Source organism: Hyphomicrobiaceae bacterium (genome assembly GCA_041397645.1).
In the GTDB taxonomy this organism is placed as follows: Bacteria; Pseudomonadota; Alphaproteobacteria; order Rhizobiales; family Hyphomicrobiaceae; genus Hyphomicrobium_B.
The window spans coordinates 665626-688314 of record JAWKWE010000004.1 but is presented as its reverse complement, the minus strand read 5'-3'; the positions used below and the strand labels follow the sequence as shown (position 1 = coordinate 688314).

18 protein-coding genes are annotated in these 22689 nt (G+C 56.9%); 10 read left to right on the top strand and 8 right to left on the bottom strand.

Going from position 1 to position 22689, the window contains the following annotated elements; genetic code table 11:
- Positions 1 to 83: 83 nt before the first annotated feature.
- Together R3D51_03155 and R3D51_03150 are read right to left on the bottom strand one after the other, a co-directional pair.
- Positions 84 to 1160 (bottom strand): beta-propeller fold lactonase family protein, encoded by a 1077-nt coding sequence (locus R3D51_03155; GenBank protein ID MEZ5898471.1) that lies wholly within the window; start codon positions 1158 to 1160, stop codon positions 84 to 86.
- A gap of 240 nt (positions 1161 to 1400) precedes the next feature.
- A complete protein-coding gene (locus tag R3D51_03150; protein ID MEZ5898470.1) occupies positions 1401 to 2273 on the bottom strand; it encodes a hypothetical protein in 873 nt (290 codons plus the stop codon).
- A gap of 309 nt (positions 2274 to 2582) precedes the next feature.
- On the opposite strand from R3D51_03150, the gene R3D51_03145 reads away from it, so the two are divergent.
- From R3D51_03145 to R3D51_03125, 5 genes are all read left to right on the top strand, one after another.
- Positions 2583 to 3470 carry a LysR family transcriptional regulator gene (locus R3D51_03145; GenBank protein MEZ5898469.1) on the top strand — a complete coding sequence of 296 codons (888 nt, stop codon included), beginning with the start codon at positions 2583 to 2585 and terminating at the stop codon, positions 3468 to 3470.
- Between the two features lie 108 nt (positions 3471 to 3578).
- Positions 3579 to 3947 (top strand): hypothetical protein, encoded by a 369-nt coding sequence (locus R3D51_03140; GenBank protein MEZ5898468.1) that lies wholly within the window; start codon positions 3579 to 3581, stop codon positions 3945 to 3947.
- 192 nt (positions 3948 to 4139) lie between these two features.
- A complete protein-coding gene (leuC, locus tag R3D51_03135; protein ID MEZ5898467.1) occupies positions 4140 to 5549 on the top strand; it encodes a 3-isopropylmalate dehydratase large subunit in 1410 nt (469 codons plus the stop codon).
- A gap of 153 nt (positions 5550 to 5702) precedes the next feature.
- A complete protein-coding gene (locus R3D51_03130; GenBank protein ID MEZ5898466.1) occupies positions 5703 to 6113 on the top strand; it encodes a metallopeptidase family protein in 411 nt (136 codons plus the stop codon).
- Positions 6114 to 6266: 153 nt separating this feature from the next.
- Positions 6267 to 6791, top strand: coding sequence for a hypothetical protein (locus R3D51_03125; protein ID MEZ5898465.1), 525 nt, complete (start codon positions 6267 to 6269; stop codon positions 6789 to 6791).
- 96 nt (positions 6792 to 6887) lie between these two features.
- Here R3D51_03125 and R3D51_03120 read toward each other — a convergent pair whose 3' ends face one another.
- Positions 6888 to 10322 carry a glycosyltransferase gene (locus R3D51_03120; protein MEZ5898464.1) on the bottom strand — a complete coding sequence of 1145 codons (3435 nt, stop codon included), beginning with the start codon at positions 10320 to 10322 and terminating at the stop codon, positions 6888 to 6890.
- 236 nt (positions 10323 to 10558) lie between these two features.
- On the opposite strand from R3D51_03120, the gene cysQ reads away from it, so the two are divergent.
- Positions 10559 to 11398, top strand: a complete 840-nt coding sequence (gene cysQ, locus R3D51_03115; protein ID MEZ5898463.1) for a 3'(2'),5'-bisphosphate nucleotidase CysQ — start codon at positions 10559 to 10561, stop codon at positions 11396 to 11398.
- Positions 11399 to 11429: 31 nt separating this feature from the next.
- On the opposite strand, the gene cysN is transcribed toward cysQ, so the two are convergent.
- Positions 11430 to 13274 (bottom strand): sulfate adenylyltransferase subunit CysN, encoded by a 1845-nt coding sequence (gene cysN / locus R3D51_03110; protein ID MEZ5898462.1) that lies wholly within the window; start codon positions 13272 to 13274, stop codon positions 11430 to 11432.
- A 68-nt stretch (positions 13275 to 13342) separates the two neighbouring features.
- A complete protein-coding gene (gene cysD / locus R3D51_03105; protein ID MEZ5898461.1) occupies positions 13343 to 14284 on the bottom strand; it encodes a sulfate adenylyltransferase subunit CysD in 942 nt (313 codons plus the stop codon).
- 266 nt (positions 14285 to 14550) lie between these two features.
- On the opposite strand from cysD, the gene rfbB reads away from it, so the two are divergent.
- Positions 14551 to 15615, top strand: a complete 1065-nt coding sequence (rfbB, locus tag R3D51_03100; protein ID MEZ5898460.1) for a dTDP-glucose 4,6-dehydratase — start codon at positions 14551 to 14553, stop codon at positions 15613 to 15615.
- Between the two features lie 12 nt (positions 15616 to 15627).
- On the opposite strand, the gene R3D51_03095 is transcribed toward rfbB, so the two are convergent.
- Both R3D51_03095 and R3D51_03090 read right to left on the bottom strand, forming a co-directional pair.
- Entirely contained in the window at positions 15628 to 16908 is a 1281-nt protein-coding gene (locus R3D51_03095) for a glycosyltransferase family 2 protein (GenBank protein MEZ5898459.1), read from the bottom strand.
- A complete protein-coding gene (locus R3D51_03090) occupies positions 16856 to 17716 on the bottom strand; it encodes an ABC transporter ATP-binding protein (protein ID MEZ5898458.1) in 861 nt (286 codons plus the stop codon). Before R3D51_03090 ends, R3D51_03095 begins: the two co-directional genes overlap by 53 nt.
- A 289-nt stretch (positions 17717 to 18005) precedes the next feature.
- On the opposite strand from R3D51_03090, the gene R3D51_03085 reads away from it, so the two are divergent.
- On the top strand, positions 18006 to 19145 hold the full coding sequence (locus tag R3D51_03085) for a glycosyltransferase family 4 protein (protein MEZ5898457.1): 1140 nt from the start codon (positions 18006 to 18008) through the stop codon (positions 19143 to 19145).
- Positions 19146 to 19188: 43 nt separating this feature from the next.
- Here R3D51_03085 and R3D51_03080 read toward each other — a convergent pair whose 3' ends face one another.
- Complete coding sequence (locus tag R3D51_03080; GenBank protein ID MEZ5898456.1) at positions 19189 to 19968, bottom strand: ABC transporter permease; 780 nt, start codon at positions 19966 to 19968, stop codon at positions 19189 to 19191.
- Positions 19969 to 20229: 261 nt separating this feature from the next.
- On the opposite strand from R3D51_03080, the gene R3D51_03075 reads away from it, so the two are divergent.
- Entirely contained in the window at positions 20230 to 21249 is a 1020-nt protein-coding gene (locus tag R3D51_03075; GenBank protein MEZ5898455.1) for a sulfotransferase, read from the top strand.
- A gap of 104 nt (positions 21250 to 21353) precedes the next feature.
- The gene (locus R3D51_03070; protein MEZ5898454.1) at positions 21354 to 22547 is read left to right on the top strand and encodes an MFS transporter; all 1194 of its coding nucleotides are present in this window, start codon (positions 21354 to 21356) and stop codon (positions 22545 to 22547) included.
- The last annotated feature ends 142 nt before the right edge of the window (positions 22548 to 22689 follow it).

Here is a 22689-nt window from a genome sequence, read left to right as displayed (position 1 = left end):
TCTTGCCGAGCTGATGGATAGAAAAAACGCCGGAGCAATTCCGGCGTTTTTTGCATTTCTTGACTTCTGAGGCGGCCGCCGAATCAGGGCTGATCGAGGCTACCCATAGCCTTGGGATAGGTGACGACGCCCCAAGGCATGTCCTTCACCGGCACGTCTTTCAGCAATTCATAGCTCGTTGAATCAAAAACGAGGACATTGTTGGAGCGACCACATGCGACCACGATCTTGCTGTCGTCGGGAGAGAAGCTGAAATGCCAGCAGCGATCCTTGACCGGAATGTTCTTGATCGGCTCAAAGGTCTTTCCGTCGAATACCTGGATTTCCTTCGCCTTCGAGGCTGCAACGAACAAACGTTTTCCGCTGCGGTCAAAGGAGACGCCGTACGGGCTCTCACCTGTCGAGATCGACTTAACGGGCTCTAAGTCCTTATCCAGAATAAGGACCTTATTGCCGAACTCTAGGGTCACGACGTAGGTCATCCCGTCAGGCGATACCTTAATCCCACGCGGACGATCACCGTATTCGTGAGTGTCGATTGTCTTGATCAGCTTTCCGTCCGGCAGTTCGTACACCGTCACGGTATTGTCAGCCTCATTGGTGACCAGCATCGCTTTGCCGTCGGGCGTGAACTCAATGCCCTCGGTCTCGGGGCCGCTTGTTACTTCCGAAATGACCTCGAGCTTCTTTAGATCAACGATCGCTATCTTCGCCGGCAGGAGATCGTCATCATCATCCTTAGTCTCGGCTTTCTTTTCACCTTTCTTGGGAGGTGGGCCGCCCACTGAACTGGGTTCGAAGCTGATGAACGCTTGATCGCCTTGCACACGCACGAACTCCGGGTTCTTCCCGATCGGGATATGCTTGATGACCTTCTTCGTCGCGAGATCAATGACAGAGATGTCGCCGCCGTCACGATTGGCGGTGACGAGATACTTGCCGTCGCTCGTCACGCCGAGACCGCGCGGAGCTTTGCCATCGGCATGGATCGTTTCGTTAATTGCGAGCGTATCCAGCGAGAGAACGCTGATGTCGCCGTCCTGGCTCGTGATGTAAGCGACACCTGGAGCGCCTTGCGCCGCAGCTTTCTGCGTTAAGCCGCCGAGCGAGAGCGCCGTTGCGACAAGTGCAGCGCAGGAAAAATACAAAGGGGATTTCATCTTTCATTCCTTGTCCCGATTGGGGGAAGTTGATGCGTCGAACCTAGTTGACTTCACAAGTGCTGCAAACCCCAGCATCGGTAGTATTATCGTGAGGACGATATAGTAATCAGGATATTTCGAGATTGCTGCAACTGCAGCAATAGTCGGGAGCAATAAGAAGAGGCGCAGGGAAGTCTTCCCTGCGCCTCGATTAGACTTCACGAACCGAGTTCGTAAATCGGCTCGGTCGTAATTCTGCTACTGCATCTGGTAAGCTGTGAGCGTGCCCTTCATCATCTGGGGCAGGTACATGATCCTGGAGGCTTCGTCGTAGCCAAGATCGGCCGTGCCCTGACCGTCCTCAAGCAAAACCTCGATCTTGCCGCCGGTCGTAAACTTCATGACTTTGCCTGCCATCCAGTCGGAAATCAGATACTGGCCGCCGCCGAGGGAAGCCAGACCGTCGAGATTGCCCACGGGCTTGCCGCCGTCGAGTTCTGTGAACTTGCCGTCAGCAAGCGAAACCGACACCATGCGGCCAGGTGCGCTGGTTTCAAAACCGTTGCCAGTAAGAATTCCCCAGGTGTTGACGATAAGGTTGTCGCCTTCCACGGCAACGCCGTTGGCGCCTGCAAAGATCGGATCAGTTAGCCACTTTTCGATCTTGCCGTCAGCGTATTTATAGACACCGCCAGCGCCCGTATCGGAAACATAGACGTTGCCTTTGGAGTCCGCAGCGACGTCGTTCAAGAGGCCAGCGCCTTCGGCCTTGTGCTTGGCGACGATCTTGCCATCGGCAAGGTTGATCTCAACCAGTTCATCGACGTCACCGACGAAGAGATGGCCGTTTGAAATCGCCATGCCCTTGGGGGCGTTGAGGCCGGTCGACCATTCCTTGTCGACTGTCTTACCGTCGAGCGAAACCTTGGCGATGAAGCCGTTACCGTCTTTCTTCATCGGGTCGCCATTGACGTTGGAAACGTAAATCGTGCTGGAGGCCGCGTCTGGAAGCGCGCATTCGGGCGCAGCCAACCCGGTTACCTCCCAAAGCTTCGTGGGCTCAGCGAACGCCGGTGCCGACATCACGCCAGCCAAAGTGACCGCCAAGGAAAGTTTCTTAATCGTGCTCATATGCGAACCTCGTTTTGTGCCATTTACTTGCCCTAGGTCGTCATCGGACGGCCAAAGATCAAGACAGTCGAACCGTATTTAGGGCTACAGGCCGAGCGGGACTATAATACAACTGTTGAGTTTGCGCCCCGGCCGGTCACAGTCAGTCCGCCCATCAGAGAGCGGGCGGGACATTGCATAGCATGCGATCTAGCTGAAACTCCCCGCAAATGAGTTGCACTGCAGCAAATCCCAGCTACAGTCGCGCCAGCGTCGGCATGGCTGCCATGCGAGAATATAAAGCTCGACGCAATTTGGAATGACCGCCGGATGGATTGGGACAAACTTCGGATTTTTCACGCCGCCGCTGAGGCAGGAAGCTTTACTCACGCCGGTGAGCAGCTTCACATGAGCCAGTCTGCCGTGAGCCGTCAGATCTCTGCGCTTGAAGCGGACCTCAAGGTGACGCTTTTCCATCGCCATGCGCGCGGGTTGGTGTTGACCGAACAAGGTGAGCTTCTCAATCGCACCGTCTCGGAAGTGTTTGCCAAGTTGCAGACGGCAGAGACTTTGCTCACCGATTCCACTTCCAAGCCTTCCGGTGACTTGCGTGTGACTGCGCCGATCGGTTTCGGCACGATCTGGCTCGGGCCGCGTCTCAGCGAATTCACAGATCTCTATCCCGACATCAGGGTTGAACTCATCCTCAATGACGAGCAGGTCGATATCGGTATGCGCGCGGCCGACGTCGCAATCTGGACGCGCGAGCCCGACCAGGCAGATCTTATCCGCAGGCCACTATTGGAAAGCCGAGTGCGTGCTGTTGCCTCGGTGAATTATATCCGCCGATTTGGAGCGCCCGCGTCCATCGACGATCTCGATCAGCATCGCATCATCTCTTATAGCGGTCAGCCCGCCCAGCATCTGACAGCTGTGAACTGGGTGGAGACGGTAGGCCGGGAGAACCGAGAACCGAGGTCCGCCGTGCTGCGCGTCAATAGCGTGGTGGCGATCAAGTACGCAGTTCGCGCTGGCATAGGTATCGGGATGATCCCCGATTATATGAGCGAGAACGATACTGATCTTGTACCAGTGCTTCCCGACATGGAGGCGCCGAAGATGCCCATTCTGTTTGCCTATCCCGAGGAGCTTAGAAACTCTAAGAAGGTGCAGCTCCTGCGCGATTTTCTGGTCTCAAAGACGCGCGGCTGGAAGTAGGGCGTCCCTAGCCCGGACGGCCTTGCGCGCGGTATCGCGACAGCCTTTTTCTCAACCATCGGTCCAGGTTTGCCTTGACGCCGGGAATAATCGTCCGATGTAAGGATTATGATCGCGCGTACAATCGTTGCCTGTCTTGCTCTCGGCGCTGGGTTAAGCCCTGCGCTGGCGCAATATGACGCCAACGGCCGATACGTTCCTTCGCCGATGGGGGTTCCGCGTGATCCTTATGCCTCCACGGTTCCGATGTATCCCGGTAAGCCGGGCGGGGCCGTCGGCACGCCGACCCTGCCGCGCGCCTACGAGCTCAAACCTTCCAATCCGCCGGACTACACGCCGCGCATGGCTCCGCCGCGAAGTGGAGGGAGCCTGCCGGTCGCGGTGACGATCGAGCAATGCGATCTGGGTTGGACCCGCGACACCGGTCTTACCGTCAAGCGCTTCAATGCGCTGTGCAAGGAACTGCGCGCGCATTAGCGACCGGCCTCAAAATAAATCAAGCAAAATCAAAATATTGCGGATGTTGGGTGGAAGTCGGTAGTTCGGTATCGGCTGGCAACGGTTTCTGATCGTGTCTGCGACTTCGGCTGATTTGCTTCTTTGACAGGGCAGAGCTATCTAACGGCTGCGCAGAGCGCATCATTTCCCTTATCGCGAGCGAAGGTTCCCATGGCGAAGACGCTGTATGACAAGATATTTGACGATCATGTGGTTGAGCGGTCCGACGACGGCACCTGCCTGCTTTACATTGATCGCCATCTTGTTCACGAGGTGACGAGCCCGCAGGCCTTCGAAGGACTGCGCATGACAGGCCGCAAGGTCCATGCTCCGCAGAAGACGCTGGCGGTAGTTGACCATAACGTGCCCACCACGGATCGCTCGCACGGTATCGCAGATGAGCAGAGCCGCGTGCAGGTCGAGACCCTGGCAAAAAATGCCAAGGACTTTGGCGTCGAGTACTATAACGAGCTCGACAAGCGCCAAGGCATTGTCCACGTCGTCGGTCCCGAACAGGGATTCACGCTGCCCGGGACGACGATCGTGTGCGGCGACAGCCATACGTCGACCCACGGTGCCTTCGGCGCGCTGGCACATGGCATCGGCACATCCGAGGTCGAGCACGTTCTTGCGACCCAGACGCTGATCCAGAAGAAGGCGAAGAACATGCTGGTGCAGGTCGACGGTGTCGCCCCGCATGGCGTTGGCGCCAAGGACATCATTCTTGCGATCATTGGTGAGATCGGTACCGCAGGCGGTACTGGGTCGGTTATCGAATACGCAGGCGAGGCAATCCGCGCGCTTTCGATGGAAGGCCGTATGACGGTCTGCAACATGTCCATTGAAGGCGGCGCACGTGCGGGTATGATCGCTCCGGACGAGAAGACGTATGCGTTCATCAAGGGTCGTCCCAAGGCGCCCAAGGGCGCCGCCTGGGACATGGCGATGAAGTACTGGGAGACGTTGAAGACGGATGAGGGCGCGCACTTCGATCGCGTCGTGAAACTCGATGCTTCCAAGCTCCCGCCCATAGTTTCGTGGGGCACCTCGCCCGAGGACGTCGTTTCGATCACCGGTGAGGTTCCCGATCCCGGCAAGGTTGACGACGAAAACAAGCGCGCCTCGATGGTGCGCGCGCTTGACTACATGGGGTTGAAGCCGGGGACCAAGATCACCGACATTCCGCTCGATGTGGTCTGGATCGGCTCTTGCACGAATGGGCGCATCGAGGATCTCCGTGCCGTTGCCAAGGTCGTCGACGGCAAGAAAATTTCTTCGCGTCTTGATTATGCGATGATCGTTCCGGGCTCCGGACTGGTGAAGCAACAGGCGGAAGCCGAAGGGCTCGACAAGATCTTTAAGGCCTCAGGCTTTGAATGGCGTGAGCCCGGCTGCTCGATGTGCCTTGGCATGAACCCGGACCAGTTGAAGCCTGGCCAGCGTTGCGCCTCAACGTCTAACCGCAACTTCGAAGGCCGACAGGGTTACAGGGGCCGCACCCATCTGGTGTCACCAGTCATGGCGGCTGCGGCCGCTCTTGAGGGGCACTTCGTTGACGTGCGCAGCTGGCCGAACGCGTAAGCCGACAGCGCATAGGGACAACAAAATTGGCCGCTCCGACGAGGGGCGGCTTTTTTGTCCCCCACGGTTGGCGCGTCAGGTTTCCGCGCAATTGCAAGGGCCCTTGTCGAACACTATCTGTGAAGTGGTCGATGGTGGAGACGAGCGGGGGCAATGAACTCAGATTGGAAAGACAAATCGGCACCGTCGCTTGCTGATTTCGAGTTTCTCGCGGGAGAGGCTTGGGAAAAGCTGCCGGCAAATTTCCGCGAGCTTGCAAGCGATGTCGTGATCCGGGTGGAAGACTTCGCCGATGACGAGATCCTGGAAGATTTGGGTATCGAAGACCCATTCGAGCTGACGGGGCTCTATCAGGGCGTTAGCGTCGACAAGAAAAGTGTGTCCGATATGCCACGCGAGCCGGACTTTGTTTTCCTCTACCGTCGCCCGATTTTGGATGAGTGGGCCTCAGGAGAGGAGGCTCTTGGTCATCTCATCGCCCATGTTCTAATCCATGAAATCGGTCATCATTTCGGGTTCTCAGACGATGATATGCTGGATATCGAGATGGACGTGACGGCTTGAGAGGCCAATGCTTCAGTTCTATACGGATTGCAGGCCCAGGTTCTTGATAGCGGGGACGAATTAAGGGGAAGGCCGCTTGTGCCGGATGGCTTTTCGAGCCATTCTACCGGGCAACGGAATTTGGGGCGCAAGGCAATCAAGAAGATTGAATTGATGAGCATGCGACACGCATTGTCCGGCATGGTGCTTGGACTGGCTATAGCGGCAATCGGAGTTCCACGTGCTGCGCACAGCGGAGACTCCGCGCCGACGCCGGAGGAATACGTCAAGCAGGTCGGTGGAGACACCAAGCTTCTGGCACCGGGCCAGTTCAAGCTGGACGGGCGGGCGCAACTGTGCGGTCAACGCCCCACCGTTATCGACAGCACCCTTGACGATTATGGTGCGGCCTATCCCGGTTTTCTGATTATGAACCCGCGCCTCCTCAACAAGGTATCGACACCGGTCAAGCAGTGGATTTTCGCGCACGAGTGTGGACATCAATTCCGGGGCCCGGATGAAGAGACGGCTGACTGCTTCGCTGTGCAACGCGGCCGACGTTATGGCTGGCTAACGCCGGCAGGCCTGGAAGAGGTCTGCAACTTCATTTCGCCAGCCAAGGGCGACAGCATGCATTTTTCGGGCAGCTTCCGCTGCGAATACATGCGCAAGTGCTACGCGGACCCGAACGTCCGGTAGGCACCGTTCGCCGTCGTCTCTTGCAAGGTCTAGCTTCGTTTCGAATGTAAAGCCCGGCGATGTTGTTAGGCGCGCGCTTAGCTCGGCGTCAAACCCTCATCGCTTCTTTTCGTCAAGACTGTCCAGAATGGCCGAGACCTTGTCGCGCACCACTCCGAAGGAGAACTGCTGCTCGACGTATGCGAGCGAGGATTGAGACGCGCGCTCCCAATCCTGCTCCGACCTATAGTAGTGCGCAATCAAGTCCGCGATCTCTTCGGCCGTCTCTCCTTGAAGCCTGCAAGGCTCAAGCCCCTCGGTTGACATGCCTTCGATTGCTACGCCGGTTGCAACGCAGGGGACGCCGTAACCGAACGAGGTCGCAAGTTTGCCCTTCAGTCCGGCGCCAAAGCGAAGAGGTGCCACTGACAATCGGCAGTGGTCGAAGACCTCGCCAAGATTTGCGATGAAGCCCACCGCTTCTATATCGGGGTCATCCGCGCACAGATCCCGCACAGAGTCCGGCATGTTGCTGCCGCATATTCTCAGCCGCGCATTCACATTGCGCGCCCGCACCAGCGGCCAGATTTCCTTTACGAGCCACTCGACGGCGTCATTGTTGGGCGGATGATTGAAGCTGCCGATGAAGACCACGTTGCTGCGCTGCTTGAAGCCGGTCCGCCGGCCCGGAATGTCCCGGATTAGCGGGACGATTGCAGTGCGTACTTCCGGTAGTTCCGAGGCGATGATGTTCTGCTCCACTTCACTAAGCAGAATGGTCACATCGCTTTGCCGCATCAACGAAAGCTCGGAAGCCTTCGTATCCTTCGCAGCTTGCGCGATTTGCGGATCATTGCTGTGCTGTGCCTGCCGTTCGGATCGCAAATAGTGCAAGTCGACCGTGTAGAACACACGTTTTGCCTTCGGCAATTTCTTGGCAAGCAGTGGAATGACGCCGCGTGCAATGGGTTCACGACAGACGAAAACCGTTTCGAACAGATGCCCGTTTTCTTCGAGATAATGTTCCAGTGTGCGGTAAGGTGGGAAATATACGCATTCCACGCCAAGCTCCTGAAGCTCATCGGTATAGCGGCCGAAATGCGCGTAGTTGGTTTGAGGGACGAAATGAACGCGGCGGCCCAGTGAGGTCAGGATGCGAATGAGATTGACCATGTCAACCGAACCTGAGTCCTGGTCTGGTGTCGGCGTAACAGCATCGACTATGAGAACATGGCGCGCCCAGCGACGATCCGCGGAGGCGAGCGGACCGTCCTCGCTCGTGCCATGGATGCCCAGAACGTCGGCCCATTTTTTTGCAAATTTTTCTCGGTTCACGACTTGGTAGCGCTTTACGCCGTGCCTTTCGTCGGTTCCTGACGAGATACCCTCGAAGTGGATGACCGTCGATTTGGGCTGATAAAGTACGCGGCGACCCTTCGCCCGCACTGAGAAGGCAAGGTCCGTGTCTTCGTAATAAGCGGGTGCGAAACGCTCGTCGAAACGTCCGATCTCCTCAAAAAGGTCTCGGGGGATCATGATCGAAGCGCCGGATAGATAATCCGCATCGCGCACATAGTTGAAGCGCGGATGCGTCGGATCGCCGAGCCGACCCCAATTCCATCCGCTTGCATCTTTCCAGATAATTCCGCCGGCCTCCTGGAGGCGCCCATCCGGGTATACGAGCTTTGAGCCGACCAGGCCGACGTCGCCATGCAAATCGAATGTTCTGCGCAGCGCGTCGAGCCATCCTGAAAGCACGATCGTATCGTTATTGAGGAAGACAAGGTATTTGCCACGAGCCAACCCGGCGGCCTTGTTGCAGTTCTTGAGGAAGCCGAGATTCGTCTCGTTGCGGATGTATCGGAGCCCCGGAATGCGTGGCAGAATTTCCGAAGTTCTGTCGCTCGACACGTCATCCATGACGATGACCTCGAACGAGTGCCGGGTGCGCTGCTCCGCCAGCGATTGAAGGCATCTGACCGTGTAGCCGATCTGATTATACACCGGCACGATGATGGACACCTCCGGCGCTTCGACGGCCTTGAAGCTAAAGTCAGGCTCGGCCACTTCGGCTTCTGTGGCAGGCCGCATGTTTGGTGCGATGGGAAGCTCGACCGACGCAGCGCCAGGTATGAAGCGTGAAAGACGCGAACCGAATCTTGTCAAAAGAGCTTGCTTCTGCCGCTCGCTGAGCGGCACAGCGCGATATCCTAGCCGCGCAGAGCCCCATATAAAGCTCTTTAATCCGGTGCGGAATGGTGCTTGTGCCTGCCAGCGGAGCAATGCCTCATATTTTTCGATGCGTTCCGTTTGAATCTTATTCAGTGTTTGCGCGTCCTCCAAATCCTGGCGCAACGTAGTCATCTGCGCTTCGGCGTCTCTGCGTTGAAGCGTGAGGCGCATTTCGATATCTCGAACCGCTGTTGCCAAATCCGCTTCCGCTTGCAGGTAGCGTTGCTCCCAGCTCGCCTTCACGTCAGTCATCTGCGACAGTAATTCGACTTCGCGCGCGCGATATGTTCTGCGCGCCGTCAAAAGTTCCTCTTCTCGTTCGGAGTAGTCTTGGCGGGCTTTGTCGGCCTCCGCCTTCAACTCGCGGTAAATCGAATCCTTTGAAGAGACTATATGCTCGCGCGCGTGGAGTAGCTGCAAGTTCGTGCGTGCGCACGCAAGTTTGAGGCGTTCCTCGTAGTCCTTGCGAGCACGATCGAAATCCGTCTGCGGTTCAACGCGTTCCGCAGGCAAAGAAGCCGTCTCTTGGAGAAAGCGAGCGAGTTCTTGAGGTGCAACGAGCGCCTTTTTTCCCGAGAGTCGAGATTCATATAGCCGACCGAGCTTTGTCGTCGCTCCGGACGCGGTGTTTTTGCGAAGCGAGTCGGTAAAGAAAGATTCGGCTTCTTGACGCTGTGCTTCATTCGGAGACGGGAAAATGCCACCAGCCGCCTCATTGAGGATGTCGAGCGCATTTTCGCGGTCTGCAAGCAGCGCGTCGTACAAGAGTCCGCAAGTGCCTTCAGGCAAGCCGTCGCGTGCAAGCGCCTGTGTGTACCTGAGGCTCAACTGCATACCTTCGTCGAAGGGTATGCCTTCGCGACTTCTAAGCGAGGCGGCGATTGCTTCTGGGTGACGCAGGACGACGACGATCTTCAGTTCGCGTTCAAGTTCGGCGGCGATCTTGTGCCAGATCGGCAGCAGCAGACAGATGCGCGGATCCTTGACGAGCCAAACCGGCGAGTCGAACCGGCACTCGTCGGCCAGGATGAATTTCAAATGTGAGAGAGCCGAAAGTGCAGGACGGCTATTGCTCCAACCGGGGTCCAAAGGCAAATCACTATTCCATGCCCGACCGAGATCGGACAACAAGGCGTCATGCGCGACAACAATCCGATTATTCTCGAAAAATCCCTTAGGATTATCGGGAGCGGGCGGCATCAAAGATGGCCCCAAGTCAGCCCCAAGGCACTTGTAGAGCCCAGCAACGGAGGACGTTCCGCTGCGATGCATGCCTGCAATTATCAGGAGGTAGCGGGAATTGTTGCTGGGCGCTGGCATCTCTTGTCCGCGTGCGATATTCGGTTGTTTGTTTGCTTCTGCCACTTCCGACTGCGCCGGGCAACATTGCGAACCAGGCTCTATCCACTGCTAAATTGCCTTAGACAAGGCATTGCCAAGCAATATCAATTTGACCGAGTTGGAGTGTGATCTTCGGTGCATTGCATGCTGGGTCTTCACCCGCTAGCGTCCCGCCTGCAGCGAGTCACGAATAAGTCTCCAGATTTTGAGGATCTATGCAGGAATTCGAATCCAATACGTTGGCGGATCAGCTGTTTCCGTCGGTGATTGCAGCTGGTGCATGCATCATGCGGCATTTCAACAACGGAACTGAGGCTTCGACGAAAGCTGACGGCTCTCCGGTTACCGCGGCCGACTGCGAGGCCGAGGAGATCATCGTCGCGGCGCTCGCCAAAATCGCCCCTCGCGTCCCCGTCATTGCAGAAGAGGCGGCCAGCCGCGGGCAAGCGCTCGAACAGGGCGAAATGTTCTTTTTGGTCGATCCCTTAGATGGGACGCGCGAGTTTGCGGCCCGCAGACCCGAGTTCACCGTCAACATTGCGCTGGTCAGGAATAGAGTGCCAGTTTTCGGCGTCATTTACGCACCGGCCATGTCGCAACTTTACTGGACGGTCGGCTCAGACGAGGCCTTTAAGGCGACGGTCTCTTGCGAAGCTGCACCTGCGGTGCTGACCGATGTCAGGGGTGAAAGTCTGACGACACGTCCGGTTCATTCGGGCGCCCAGACCATTGTCGCGAGTCGTTCCCATGGCTCGCAGGAGCTGGAAGACTGGTTGCGCAATGTCGAGGTCAAGGAGCGCGTCAATATCGGCTCATCGTTGAAGTTCTGTCTCGTGGCCGAAGGCAAGGCAGATCTTTACCCGCGGTTTGGACCCACCAAGGAGTGGGATACGGCGGCGGGGCACGCGATTGTACTCGCGGCAGGTGGAAGTGTGACCCGCACCGATGGCGCGCCATTTCTGTATGCGAAACGCGACGCAGACTATTTGAACCCAGGGTTCATCGTTTGGTCGGGCGCGCCGAACGCCGCGACGCTGGCAGGCGCTACAGGCTGATAGCTTGCGTTTGAGAAGTCGATGCGCGGTTCTAGTGTGCGTGCAGGAAGCCGCGTTTTACGAGCGCGTCGATAATTTCTTCTACGTGCACTTCCGCCGGTGCGCTTCCGCCCTGAACTCGAATTTCCGGGTTCTCAGGTGCTTCATAGGGTGAATTGATGCCTGTGAAGTTGGCGAGCTGGCCGGCGCGCGCCTTCTTGTAAAGCCCCTTGGGATCGCGCTGCTCGCACAATTCTAAAGGCGTATCGATGAAGATTTCCAGGAAATCGCCATCCGGGAAGCGCTCGCGTGCGAATTGCCGTTCGGCACGGAATGGCGAGATGAAGGAAACGATGGTGATTAGCCCGGCGTCCACCATCAGGCGCGAGACCTCGGCGACGCGGCGAATGTTCTCGACGCGATCTGCTTCCGTGAAGCCCAGGTCGCGATTGAGCCCGTGGCGAACATTGTCACCATCGAGAATGTAGGTGTGGCGTCCTTGCGCGAACAGTTTCTTCTCAATCAGGTTTGCAATCGTCGATTTGCCGGAGCCGGACAGTCCTGTGAACCAGAGACAGCATGCGCGCTGGCCTTTGAGTTCGGCGCGCTGTTCACGCGAAATATTGAGCGCCTGCCAATGAATGTTCTGTGAGCGGCGCAGCGCGAACATGATCATGCCGGCACCGACCGTCTCATTCGTCATGCGGTCGATGAGGACGAAGGCGCCGGTGGTGCGATTGTCCTCGTAGCTGTCGAACGTAATGGGCTTGTTGAGCGAGATGTTGCACGAGCCGATCTCGTTGCACGAGAGGTCGCGCGCGGCGACATGTTCAAGAGACTCCACGTTGAGCTTGTACTTGATCTCGCTGATTTGGGCGACGACCGACTGTGAGCCGCAACGCAGAATGTATGGGCGTCCCTTGAGGAGATGGTGCGTGCTCATCCATACGAGGTTGGCGGAAATCTGATCGGAGATTTCCGCGCGCGCAGTCGGAGCGCACAGGACATCGCCACGACTGATGTCGATCTCGTGGTCGAGCGTCACGACAACGGCCTCGCCCGCTTGCGCGCTCAGGCGTTCTTCGTCGCCGTTCAGGATGCGGGCGATCTTGGCACTTGTGCTGGCGGGAAGCGAAACGATTGGATCGCCGACGTTGACGGTTCCACTGGCGATTGTTCCGGCATAACCGCGAAAGTCGGAATTGGGTCGGCAAACCCACTGCACGGGAAGCCGTAATGGGCGCTGCTCTCGGTCGCCTGTAACGTCTACGTTTTCCAAGTAGTCGAGCAACGTCGGCCCGTCGTACCAGGACATGGCCGAGGCGCGTTTTACGAGGTTTTCGCCGCGAAGTGCGGAGACAGGAATGGTCGTGACGTTGGAAATCCCAAGCTGTTTTGCAAACGCACGGTATTCGGCATCGATCTCGTCGAATACGTCATGCGCGTAGCCGACGGCGTCCATCTTGTTGACGGCGACGACGATGTTCTTGATACCAAGCAGGTGGACGATGCAGGTGTGGCGTCGCGTTTGGACCAATACGCCTTTACGCGCATCGATAAGAATGATGGCTGCATCTGATGTCGACGCGCCGGTCACCATGTTGCGGGTATATTGCTCGTGTCCTGGCGTGTCGGCCACGATGAATTTGCGGTTTGGCGTTGCGAAGTAGCGGTACGCGACATCGATTGTGATGCCTTGCTCGCGCTCCGCCTGAAGACCGTCCACCAGCAGCGCAAAATCGAGCGGCTCGCCAGTGGTGCCGTAGGTCATGCTGTCGCGTTCGGCAGCAAGCAGTGTATCCTCGAAGATGGTCTGACAGTCGTAGAGCAAGCGGCCGATGAGCGTGCTCTTGCCGTCATCGACGCTGCCGCAGGTCAAAAAACGCAACATAGGCATCGTGCCTGAAACCACCGATGCGGTCGCGGCCGCCGGAGCAATTGCGACGTCCGTTTCCCCTTGCGACATCAGAAGTAGCCCTCTTCTTTTTTCTTTTCCATCGAGCTTGCCTGGTCGCGGTCGATGACGCGGCCCTGCCTCTCAGAGGCGCGCGTAACCATAAGTTCTTCAACGATCTCGCTGATGGTGCTTGCGTCGGAGTCTACCGCGCATGTTAGCGGGTAGCAGCCCAACGAGCGGAACCGCACCAGGCGCATTTCTGGCGTTTCATCATTGTGCAGCTTCAAACGGTCGTCATCGACCATGATCATCGAGCCATCGCGCCAGACCACGGGCCTTTCGGCGGCGAAGTAGAGCGGCACAACGGGGATGTCCTCCGCTGCGATGTACTGCCAGACGTCCAGTTCGGTCCAATTCGATAGCGGGAAGATCCGCATGTTCTCGCCCGGGACGAGCCGGCCGTTATAGAGTTGCCAGATCTCGGGGCGTTGATTCTTTGGATCCCACCGATGGTCGGCGGTGCGGTGGGAGAAAATTCGTTCTTTTGCGCGCGACTTTTCCTCGTCGCGGCGGGCACCGCCGATTGCAGCATCGAACTTGAATTTTTCCAACGCTTGGCGCAGTCCCTCAGTCTTCATTACATGGGTGTAGTGCGCGCTGTCTAAGGTGTTTGGATTGACGCCGGCGTTCACGCCCTCTTCGTTGACGTGAACAATAAGTTGCACGCCATACTTTGCTGCAATCTGATCGCGAAACGCGATCATCTCACGAAATTTCCAAGTGGTGTCGACGTGCAGCAGCGGGAACGGAATCGGTGCGGGATAGAAGGCCTTCATAGCCAGATGGAGCAGGACGGAGCTATCCTTGCCAATCGAGTACATCAGCACAGGATTCTGAAACTGGGCGACCGCTTCGCGCAGAATAAAGAGACTTTCCGATTCCAAGTCTTTGAGGTGGCGGGACATCATTGTCATGTTGGGAAAATGATTCTCCTCGCTGCGGTGCTGCAAAGGTGCTTTGTTCCGAAAATGCACGCCCTTATAGCATGTGCTTGATTGTGAGCGTCAATGACGGCAAGGACACGCCCACAGGCCATGCGCGTGCACCTTGAGCGTCATAGTGTCACTCAATTTGTTTTGATTGGAAGGTTTTGGTGCACGCCCTTTCGAGAAACTGTGGAGAGGCGGACGTCATGCGTTTATATACCGGCGAGTCTTGCGCCCAATCTCATAAGACTTTCGGATATCTGAGCGCTTGAAGGGCTGAGGGGACTGACATGAAAATTCTGGTCACGGGCGGCGCCGGCTTTATCGGTTCGGCCCTTTGCCGCTACCTCGTCGACGAGACCGGCACCAGCGTGCTGAACGTCGATAAGCTGACCTATGCCGCAAATCTGCATTCGCTTGATTCGATTTCTGCAAACCCGCGATATGAATTCAAAAAGGCAGATATTTGCGATCGCGCCGGCATGGACGAGGCGTTTGCACAATTCGCCCCCGATGCCGTTATTCACCTTGCCGCCGAAAGTCACGTCGATCGCTCGATAACCGGTTCTTCAGCGTTCATCGACACCAACATTAATGGCACTTATATGCTGTTGGAGGCGGCACGAGCTTATTGGTCTTCCTTGGGCGCTGTGCGCAAATCTGCCTTCCGGTTTTTGCACGTTTCGACAGATGAGGTTTATGGATCGCTGGGTGAGCGCGGCCTGTTCCGTGAAGACACGCCCTACGATCCAAGTTCGCCGTACTCAGCCAGCAAAGCCGCCTCCGATCATTTGGCATTGGCTTGGCACCGAACCTACGGCTTCCCTTCGCTAATCTCCAATTGTTCGAACAACTATGGACCATTTCAGTTCCCCGAGAAGCTGATCCCGTTGATGATTCTCAACGCGCGCGAAGGCAAACCGCTGCCCGTCTACGGCGACGGCAAGAACGTGCGCGACTGGCTCTACGTCGATGATCACGTGCGCGCGCTTTTTCTCATTCTTCAGAAGGGGCGACTTGGTGAAAAATACAATGTTGGCGGACGCAACGAGCAGTCCAATATCGATGTCGTAAATACTGTTTGCGATTTGCTCGACGGTATCGAGCCAAGTCCGAAGGCTCGGCGTTCGCTCATTACATTTGTCACCGACAGACCTGGGCACGATCGCCGCTATGCCATCGATGCGACAAAGCTTGAAACAGAGCTCGGCTGGCGCGCAAAGGAGACCTTTAAGACCGGCCTGGAGAAAACGGTGCGCTGGTATCTCGCGAATGAAGCTTGGTGGGGACCGCTGCGCGATAAGCGTTACGCGGGCGAAAGGCTCGGGCTGTTGGCGAAGACCGCATCGCGCTGACGTCTGCGGATCTTAGCGATCCGCCGCATACAGCCGCAGGGCTTGCTGGAAGACGTCATAGTCAGCAAAGCGGAACTCATAGCTTTCGCCTTTGAATGTAAGCGTTGCTTGGATTTGCGCATCTTGCCGATTGACGTGCAGGCGTGGCTCATCGGCATGGTAAGCCTGATCGCTGCTCGCATTTGCATCGTCCGCTATTATCACAGGCTTATTCGATAGCGTCTCGGCCAGTCGAAGCATCGCTGCAAGTGCGATCGCACGTGCTTCGCTCCTGTCGAGATAGCACTGAACGAGAGCGACGAACTTCGGGTGCCTATCGAGGACTTTCAGAAGTCCCTCGCGCGACCGGTGCTCCCATGACCCGCCGAAGCTCTGTCCGCCTTTGTGACCGACGTAGACATCGCTTGCTAGGACATGTCTCATGCCGTGCTTGTGCGCACGCATGCAGAAGTCGGTTTCCTCGCCGTATCCGCGTCCGAAGTATGCATCAAACGCACCGATGGCATTGAGCGCGGAGCGCGCAATCCCCATGCAGAAACCATTTCCGGATGGGAGCGCAATGTCATTTGTGCGTCCTAAAGCCTGCAGGCACGCATCGATGGTCGAGACGGCTGCGCCGAAGGGCCGTGCGTTGTTGTAGACGAGGTCAGGAAGTCCCACGCCATAAGCGCTGTTAGAAAACGGCGTGACGGTTGCGATGTCGTCGGCAGCTTGCAGCCTGCGCAAGATCCGGCCGACCGCGCCGCGAGGAAGTTCGATATCGGTATTGAGAATGACGCTGTCGCTGCGCGAAGCTGCGAGCCCACGATTGCAAGTCTGAACGAATCCGAGATTGACGTCGTTATCGAGCAGCTTGACCCGTCTGTCGCGTGCGGCGAACGCCCTAAGCATGGGGGCCAAGCGGTCATCTGTGCTGGCATCATGGACGATGATGATCGCCCCATCGAAAGACTGCTCGGTGCTGAGCGTTTCCAAAAGTTGGCGCGTATCGTCGAAGTTATTGTAGACGGGGATAACGACATCGCCCGACGCCGGTGCGGCGTCAGCGCGTTCCATCTCGTCGGCACTCAGCGGAAGTGTGCGCGGCGCTGTCGCGATCGGGCGTGAACGTGATGTGCGATTGAGTGCGGCTAATCGCAAATGGTGCATCAAGAGAGCGGGAAATCTTGGGCCGGCAATCTTCCAGCCCGCCTGCATCCAGCGGATCACCCCTTCGAAATTCATGCCTACGAACCGCGCTTCAAGCCTTTCCGGCCATTCCGCCTGAAGCCCTCGCGGCAGATGAAGTTCCATTTGCCATGATGACTTGAGGATCTGCCTTGACCGTATCACGGCCGGCGCCAGGGTCCTTGCCGATGTGGGTATGGTAATAATCCAGCGCCTCGCTCACGGGGCCATGAAACACACAACGTCCATGGTTCATCACGAGACCGTGTGTACAGACACGCTTTAGAAGTCCATCATTGTGAGAGGCCAGCACTAGGCCGCGCGCACCATCGACGAGAGCGTTCATCCGAGCCGTAACCTTGGTTTGAAAGGTAGCGTCGCCAGATCCGATCCATTCGTCGAGGAGCATGACGTCTGGCTGTTGGCATAGTGCTACCGAGACGGCCAGTCTCAAGCGCATTCCGTGGGAATAGGTATTAAACGGCTTGTCGATGTCGTCGCCTAGTCCACTGAATTCGACGATCTCGGGTATCTTTGCGCGGATTTCCTTCATGGACATGCCCATTTCCAAACCGCGCAGATAGATATTCTCGAGACCCGTCGCTTCGAAAACGAAGCCGGTGGAAATTTCAAATAGCCCCTTAGGGCTGCAATTGAGCGTCAGTTGTCCGCTCGTTGGTTGGTAGACTCCGCCGAGAAGTCGCAGCAACGTCGACTTACCTGCTCCGTTGTGGCCAATCACGCCAAGTCGTTCGCCAGCATGTACTTTGAATGTAACGTCGATCAGAATTTCGCGGATACGTCGCGCATGCTGATTCGTATAGAAGTCCGTCAGAAGCGACATCGGGTTAGCCAGGATGTTGCGTTCCTGGGGTAAATACACGGGCATGCTGAACCCGACTTTGCATGCATCGATCAATACTAGGGTTTCCATCGTCAGAAAAATCCAATGTCTGTGATAGGTGCTGGATCTTCTTGCGAGCCGCCCAGACCCGCGCGGAATCAGTCGATATCATTCCTGATCAAGGCGGTGTGTCACTCGACTGCTTAGACTTTCCCGTAACTTTGGGCCACGCTTCGGAGGCGATAGGGTCCCAAAGCACACACGCGCTTCTATTCTTTTTCGTTCATCCACGCAATCCACTGGTCAGTAGCTGGCACCGCTCTGCACAGTTCGATATTCAAGCTCATTGTAGACACTCTGGATTTTTCAGGGATCAAAGGTGTTACACAAGCCAGACGAGAATACGCGACAGACTATTTTGTTCGTATATCTGGGGCGGTTCGGTGCACTCGGGCGCTTTACGCTGGAGTTGGCTGACGCTGCGGCATCCTTCCCTGAGCCGTTCGCGCAATTCGTCGTCTCAGCAAATAATGATATTGTGACACAAGCGGCAGCGCGTGGCCTTTCAGTGCGCAGCGTCGAAACCTTCTCTCGGCCGACGCCGCTTGCTTTAACAAGCGGATATCTGCGGGCTCGCCGCCAATTCATCGCACATCTGGACGTTGTGAAGCCCCAGGTTGTCGTCAATCTGATGGCCCACGTCTGGTCGCCATTGCTGACTGCGGTGGCGCAGGCACGCGGCGTGCGTGTGTTGACGGTAGTCCACGACGCGGTGGCGCACCCTGGAGATCCCACCGCACGAATCAACCAGTGGCTTTTGCGCGAAGCGCGGCGCGCCGACGGGATTGTCACTCTGAGTGAGGCGGTTGCTCATTCGTTGGCAGACAGAAAATTTGCCACCGACAAAGACATCAACGTTCTGTTTCATCCTGATTTGCGCTTTGGCGCGAAGGGGACGCCTAGGACATGGGCAGGTGATCGTCCTTTGAGGCTGCTTTTTTTTGGGCGCATCATGGCTTACAAGGGCCTCGATCTTCTCGTCGAAGCGGTGGAGGATCTGCGTCAGGCAGGGGTTCCGGTGGAGCTTGCGGTAGCAGGTTCTGGCGAGATTGGCGCACGAACGCGCGCAATGCTGAACAGCCTGGGTGCCGAGGTTATCAATCGTTGGATTGGGGATGAGGAAATCACCCCTTTGCTTGAACGTTTCGACGCTGTTGCGTGCGCGCATATAGAGGCCAGTCAGTCCGGTGTTGCGGCGACGGCGTTCGCGCACGCCATGCCGGTTATTGCTATGCCGACGGGTGGAATTGTGGAGCAGGTGGTGGACGGCGAGACTGGCGTCCTTGCGAAGGAAGCCTCACGCCAGGCGCTTAGCGCAGCTATTGCGCGGCTTGCGCAAACACCCGAGCTTTATAATAGCATTTCCGCCAAGCTGGTATCTTCAGCGCCTACGCGATCTATGCGCGCGTTTTTGAAAGACATCTCCCAAGTCGCACTCCGGCAATCCGCACTCCGATAGTCACGCCTCATTCCGAAGAATTGCGTCGTTGTCGGTGAGACGATCAGGTCCATAAGACAACGAGATGGCGGAAGCGGCGATACATCGTGGCGGCAAGAGCGACGCCAATGATGGCAATTGCTGTCGAGACCACCCAACTCCACGGCGAGATCGGGGTTCCGATAATCGCGCCACGAAGCGGTTCAATGACGTGGTAGAAAGGGTTCAGGGCGAGATAAAGCCCGACCACGGAGCCGCGTCCGTGATCGCCGACCATCCAGATGATGGGGGTCGCAAGAAAGGCAATGCGCATCATCATTTCCACGACCTCCGCTAGGTCGCGGTAGCGTGCACCAAGGATGCCTAGGACGATGAGTACCCACACGCTATGTACAAGCGCAAGTGCGGCTGCCGGAATGAGCAGGATAAGGCTCGCGGTGGGGGCGACACGATGCAGGATCATCACGCCAATCACGATCACCAGCTGATGCGCGAGGACGATGAGCGCGCTGCAAATCACCTTGAGGATGATATTGAAGTGGTTGACTGCCCCATGAAGCAGGGCTGGCCGGTTGTGAACGTAGAGACGCGGTGCGGTGGTCACGATCGACGAAACGTAGTTCCAGAATACGAGGCCCGCAGCCAAATGCGGGACGAACATGTCGTTTGAGTTCGCTGCGACATTTCTGAATAGTTCACCCAACACCAGAATGAACATCGCAGGCCCGATCATAATCCACAGCGGACCAAGTGTGGTCTTGCGGTATTTGATCAGAAAGATCACCCAGGCCGAATACAGCCATGCCCCGGGCGCCGCTAAGGCGGATTTCAAATCATCGTACACTAAGCTTTCTCAGACGGGGTATAGCCCCGCGCGTCCCTGATTTAGCGCTTCGCGGATCTGCAACGTATTGCCCTAAGTGGAACCGCAACGTTACTTACGAACTGAGGTTACCCACAAATTCACAAACGGATCGAACGTTAGCCCCCCAAGTAGCGCGTTGAGCGGTCAATTTGCTAAGCTTCGTCAAGCGAATCAGTCACTGCATCTTTATTGGTTGTGCGGTTGTCCTCATAGAGAACTTTAATATCGGAGCGGGCAGACGTGAGTTTACTTAAACGGATCTTAGATGCCATCAAGAGGCCGGAGGAGGCCGTTCCGAACTGGGCGCCTGATTCGCTACGTTCAAAGCCTGTGTTCAATTCGCCGCCTCGGCCAATCTTCATCATTGGCGCACCGCGTTCGGGAACGTCGGTTTCGACTTGGGCGCTGGGCCAGCATCCAAACATCCAGCCGGTACCAGAAACCGGTTGGATCGCGATAATGGCGGTTGCGGCCGAGCAGGCCTACTATGTTGGTTCAGAGCGTGGCCGATTTTCGCACTTTTCCAATGTCTCTTATCCACCCGAGCCATTCTTGCGCAGAATTGGCGAGGCTGTGCACAAGTCCGTATGTGACGTTTTCGAAGAGCGTTGCACGCGCATGTACGGCGATTGGCGCCAATTGGGTGTGATCCGAAACAAGCCGAACAGTCCCACGCCCGAACTATTGCTGCGCCGGCATTCCAACGATCCCAAGAAACGTTGGGTCGATGGCACACCGCTCAACAGCGCATACACTTGGGGATTGCTGAGGATCTTTCCCGAGGCCCGGTTCGTTCACCTCGTGCGTCGGCCACACGAGGTCGTGGCCTCGCTTGCCAACTTCAATGAAGTGGGCGGGGTCCGGCATAATTTCGATGAAGGCATCCAAAACTGGATCGACCACACCTATCAGGCGCTGCTCGCGCAGAAGGCACTCGGAAAGCAGCTCGTTCATGTAGCGAAGTTCGAGGAAATCGCGACCGATCCGCGAAAATTCTTTGGCGACATACTCGAATTCGTCGACGAACCATGGTGCGATGATTGCCTTGCTCCTCTCAATCGCAAGATAAATTCGTCGAACGTGGAAAGCGAGCGCGAGAAGGTGTTGGAGCTGGTTCGCAATAACCCTCTCTACCAGAAGGCTGACGATATCTACCGCCAGGTCCTCGAATGGACCGGCGAGGAAATCGATGATACCGCAGCCCAGGAAGTTCGGGACTGCACGATCTTTCATGCGAGGGACCGCCGCCTAATCGGCTAAGGCTTGGACCACAATCCGTTTGGATAGTGGCGCGGTGAGCGTTTGTAGGACACCATATCGGCCTCGCCAGGCAGTGCCCGGCATCATCTAGCCGGCCTCATGATATGCTTGCCTTCATCGTCTTCCTCATCGGCTACACGTTATCCCAGTTCTATCGTTCTTTTCTCGCCGTCATCGCGCCGGAGCTGTCTTCCCAGCTTCATCTTACGGCGACGGATCTTGGCAACATTTCCGCCTGTTGGTTTGCGACGTTTGCCCTTTCGCAGTTTTTCGTCGGTGCAGCTCTCGATAAGCAGGGTCCGCGGCGAACACTTCCAGTGCTGATGCTCGCAGGCGTCGCCGGCGCGATCGTTTTTGCGCGTGCGACAAGTGCCTATGGCGCGATGATTGCGATGGGACTGATCGGCATCGGCTGTTCTGCGGCGTTGATGGGGCCGCTCTTCGTTTTCGCGCGCACGTCGCCACCACACCGGTTCGCATTGCTGTCTGGGCTGATTATCGGCTTGGGTACGTTAGGCAATCTTCTGGGCGGTACGCCTCTGGCATTGGCGTCTGCCGCTATTGGATGGCGTAACGTCTTTTACGTGTTGGCCGCGATCACCTTCATTGCAGCGTCCCTGGTCGCGATTCTGATCGTAGATCCGCCGACCCTTGCCAACGAAAAGGCAGGCAAGGGCGGGGGCGTTCTGAGCGGTCTGCGGGATGTTTTGGCGATTCGCGAGTTATGGCCGGTTTGGCCGATCATGGCGTTCGGCTACGGTGTTCTGATTGTCGAGCGCGGTCTTTGGGTGGGGCCATATCTTTCGGAAGTCTACGGGCTGACGCCTATTTCTCGCGGCAATGTTATTTTCCTGATGGCGGCGGGAATTGGTCTTGGTGCACTTGCGTATGGCCCTCTGGAAGGCTGGTTGCGTCGTCGCAAATCTCTTGCGCTGGCTGGTTCTGTGATTGCGGTCGCCGCGCTCGGTGCGCTTGCCACGTTGCCGACGCCGTCGATTGAAACTGCGACAGTGCTGCTTTGCGTCTTCGGCTTCTTCGCGATGACGTATGGAACGATCATGGCGCACGTACGGCTGTTTCTGCCCGATGAGTTGCTCGGACGCGGCATGACGTTCGCCAATTTCCTCTGCATGAGCGGCGCAGGTATATTACAGGTCTGCTCCGGTATCCTTGTCGATCATTTGAAAATGCGTGGTTTGGATTCGGTCGAATTGTTTTCGGTTCTCCACATCGTGCTTGCCGGATTGCTTCTGGCTTCTTCTGCGATCTATGCGCTTTCGCGCGAGAAAGCCGACTGACGCGACATCGATAGATCCGCCATCTGAAATACAGCTGTGTGAACATATTGTGCTCGCATGCTTGCGAACGCCAGGAGCATTTCTGAGCCGAATTTTTGCCACTTAATCAGTGGCTTATGTGTGCCGGGGCTTGGGGGAGGTT

Excerpts from the sequence above, each read along its gene's own strand:
- R3D51_03090 (MEZ5898458.1), bottom strand. The coding sequence starts at position 17,716 with ATGGAAACCCTAGTATTGATCGATGCATGCAAAGTCGGGTTCAGCATG.
- R3D51_03120 (MEZ5898464.1), bottom strand. The coding sequence starts at position 10,322 with ATGCCAGCGCCCAGCAACAATTCCCGCTACCTCCTGATAATTGCAGGC.
- rfbB (MEZ5898460.1), top strand. The coding sequence starts at position 14,551 with ATGAAAATTCTGGTCACGGGCGGCGCCGGCTTTATCGGTTCGGCCCTT.
- R3D51_03070 (MEZ5898454.1), top strand. The coding sequence starts at position 21,354 with ATGCTTGCCTTCATCGTCTTCCTCATCGGCTACACGTTATCCCAGTTC.
- leuC (MEZ5898467.1), top strand. The coding sequence starts at position 4,140 with ATGGCGAAGACGCTGTATGACAAGATATTTGACGATCATGTGGTTGAG.
- R3D51_03140 (MEZ5898468.1), top strand. The coding sequence starts at position 3,579 with ATGATCGCGCGTACAATCGTTGCCTGTCTTGCTCTCGGCGCTGGGTTA.
- R3D51_03150 (MEZ5898470.1), bottom strand. The coding sequence starts at position 2,273 with ATGAGCACGATTAAGAAACTTTCCTTGGCGGTCACTTTGGCTGGCGTG.
- R3D51_03155 (MEZ5898471.1), bottom strand. The coding sequence starts at position 1,160 with ATGAAATCCCCTTTGTATTTTTCCTGCGCTGCACTTGTCGCAACGGCG.
- R3D51_03095 (MEZ5898459.1), bottom strand. The coding sequence starts at position 16,908 with ATGGAACTTCATCTGCCGCGAGGGCTTCAGGCGGAATGGCCGGAAAGG.
- R3D51_03125 (MEZ5898465.1), top strand. The coding sequence starts at position 6,267 with ATGAGCATGCGACACGCATTGTCCGGCATGGTGCTTGGACTGGCTATA.
- R3D51_03145 (MEZ5898469.1), top strand. The coding sequence starts at position 2,583 with ATGGATTGGGACAAACTTCGGATTTTTCACGCCGCCGCTGAGGCAGGA.
- cysN (MEZ5898462.1), bottom strand. The coding sequence starts at position 13,274 with ATGCCTATGTTGCGTTTTTTGACCTGCGGCAGCGTCGATGACGGCAAG.
- R3D51_03130 (MEZ5898466.1), top strand. The coding sequence starts at position 5,703 with ATGAACTCAGATTGGAAAGACAAATCGGCACCGTCGCTTGCTGATTTC.
- cysQ (MEZ5898463.1), top strand. The coding sequence starts at position 10,559 with ATGCAGGAATTCGAATCCAATACGTTGGCGGATCAGCTGTTTCCGTCG.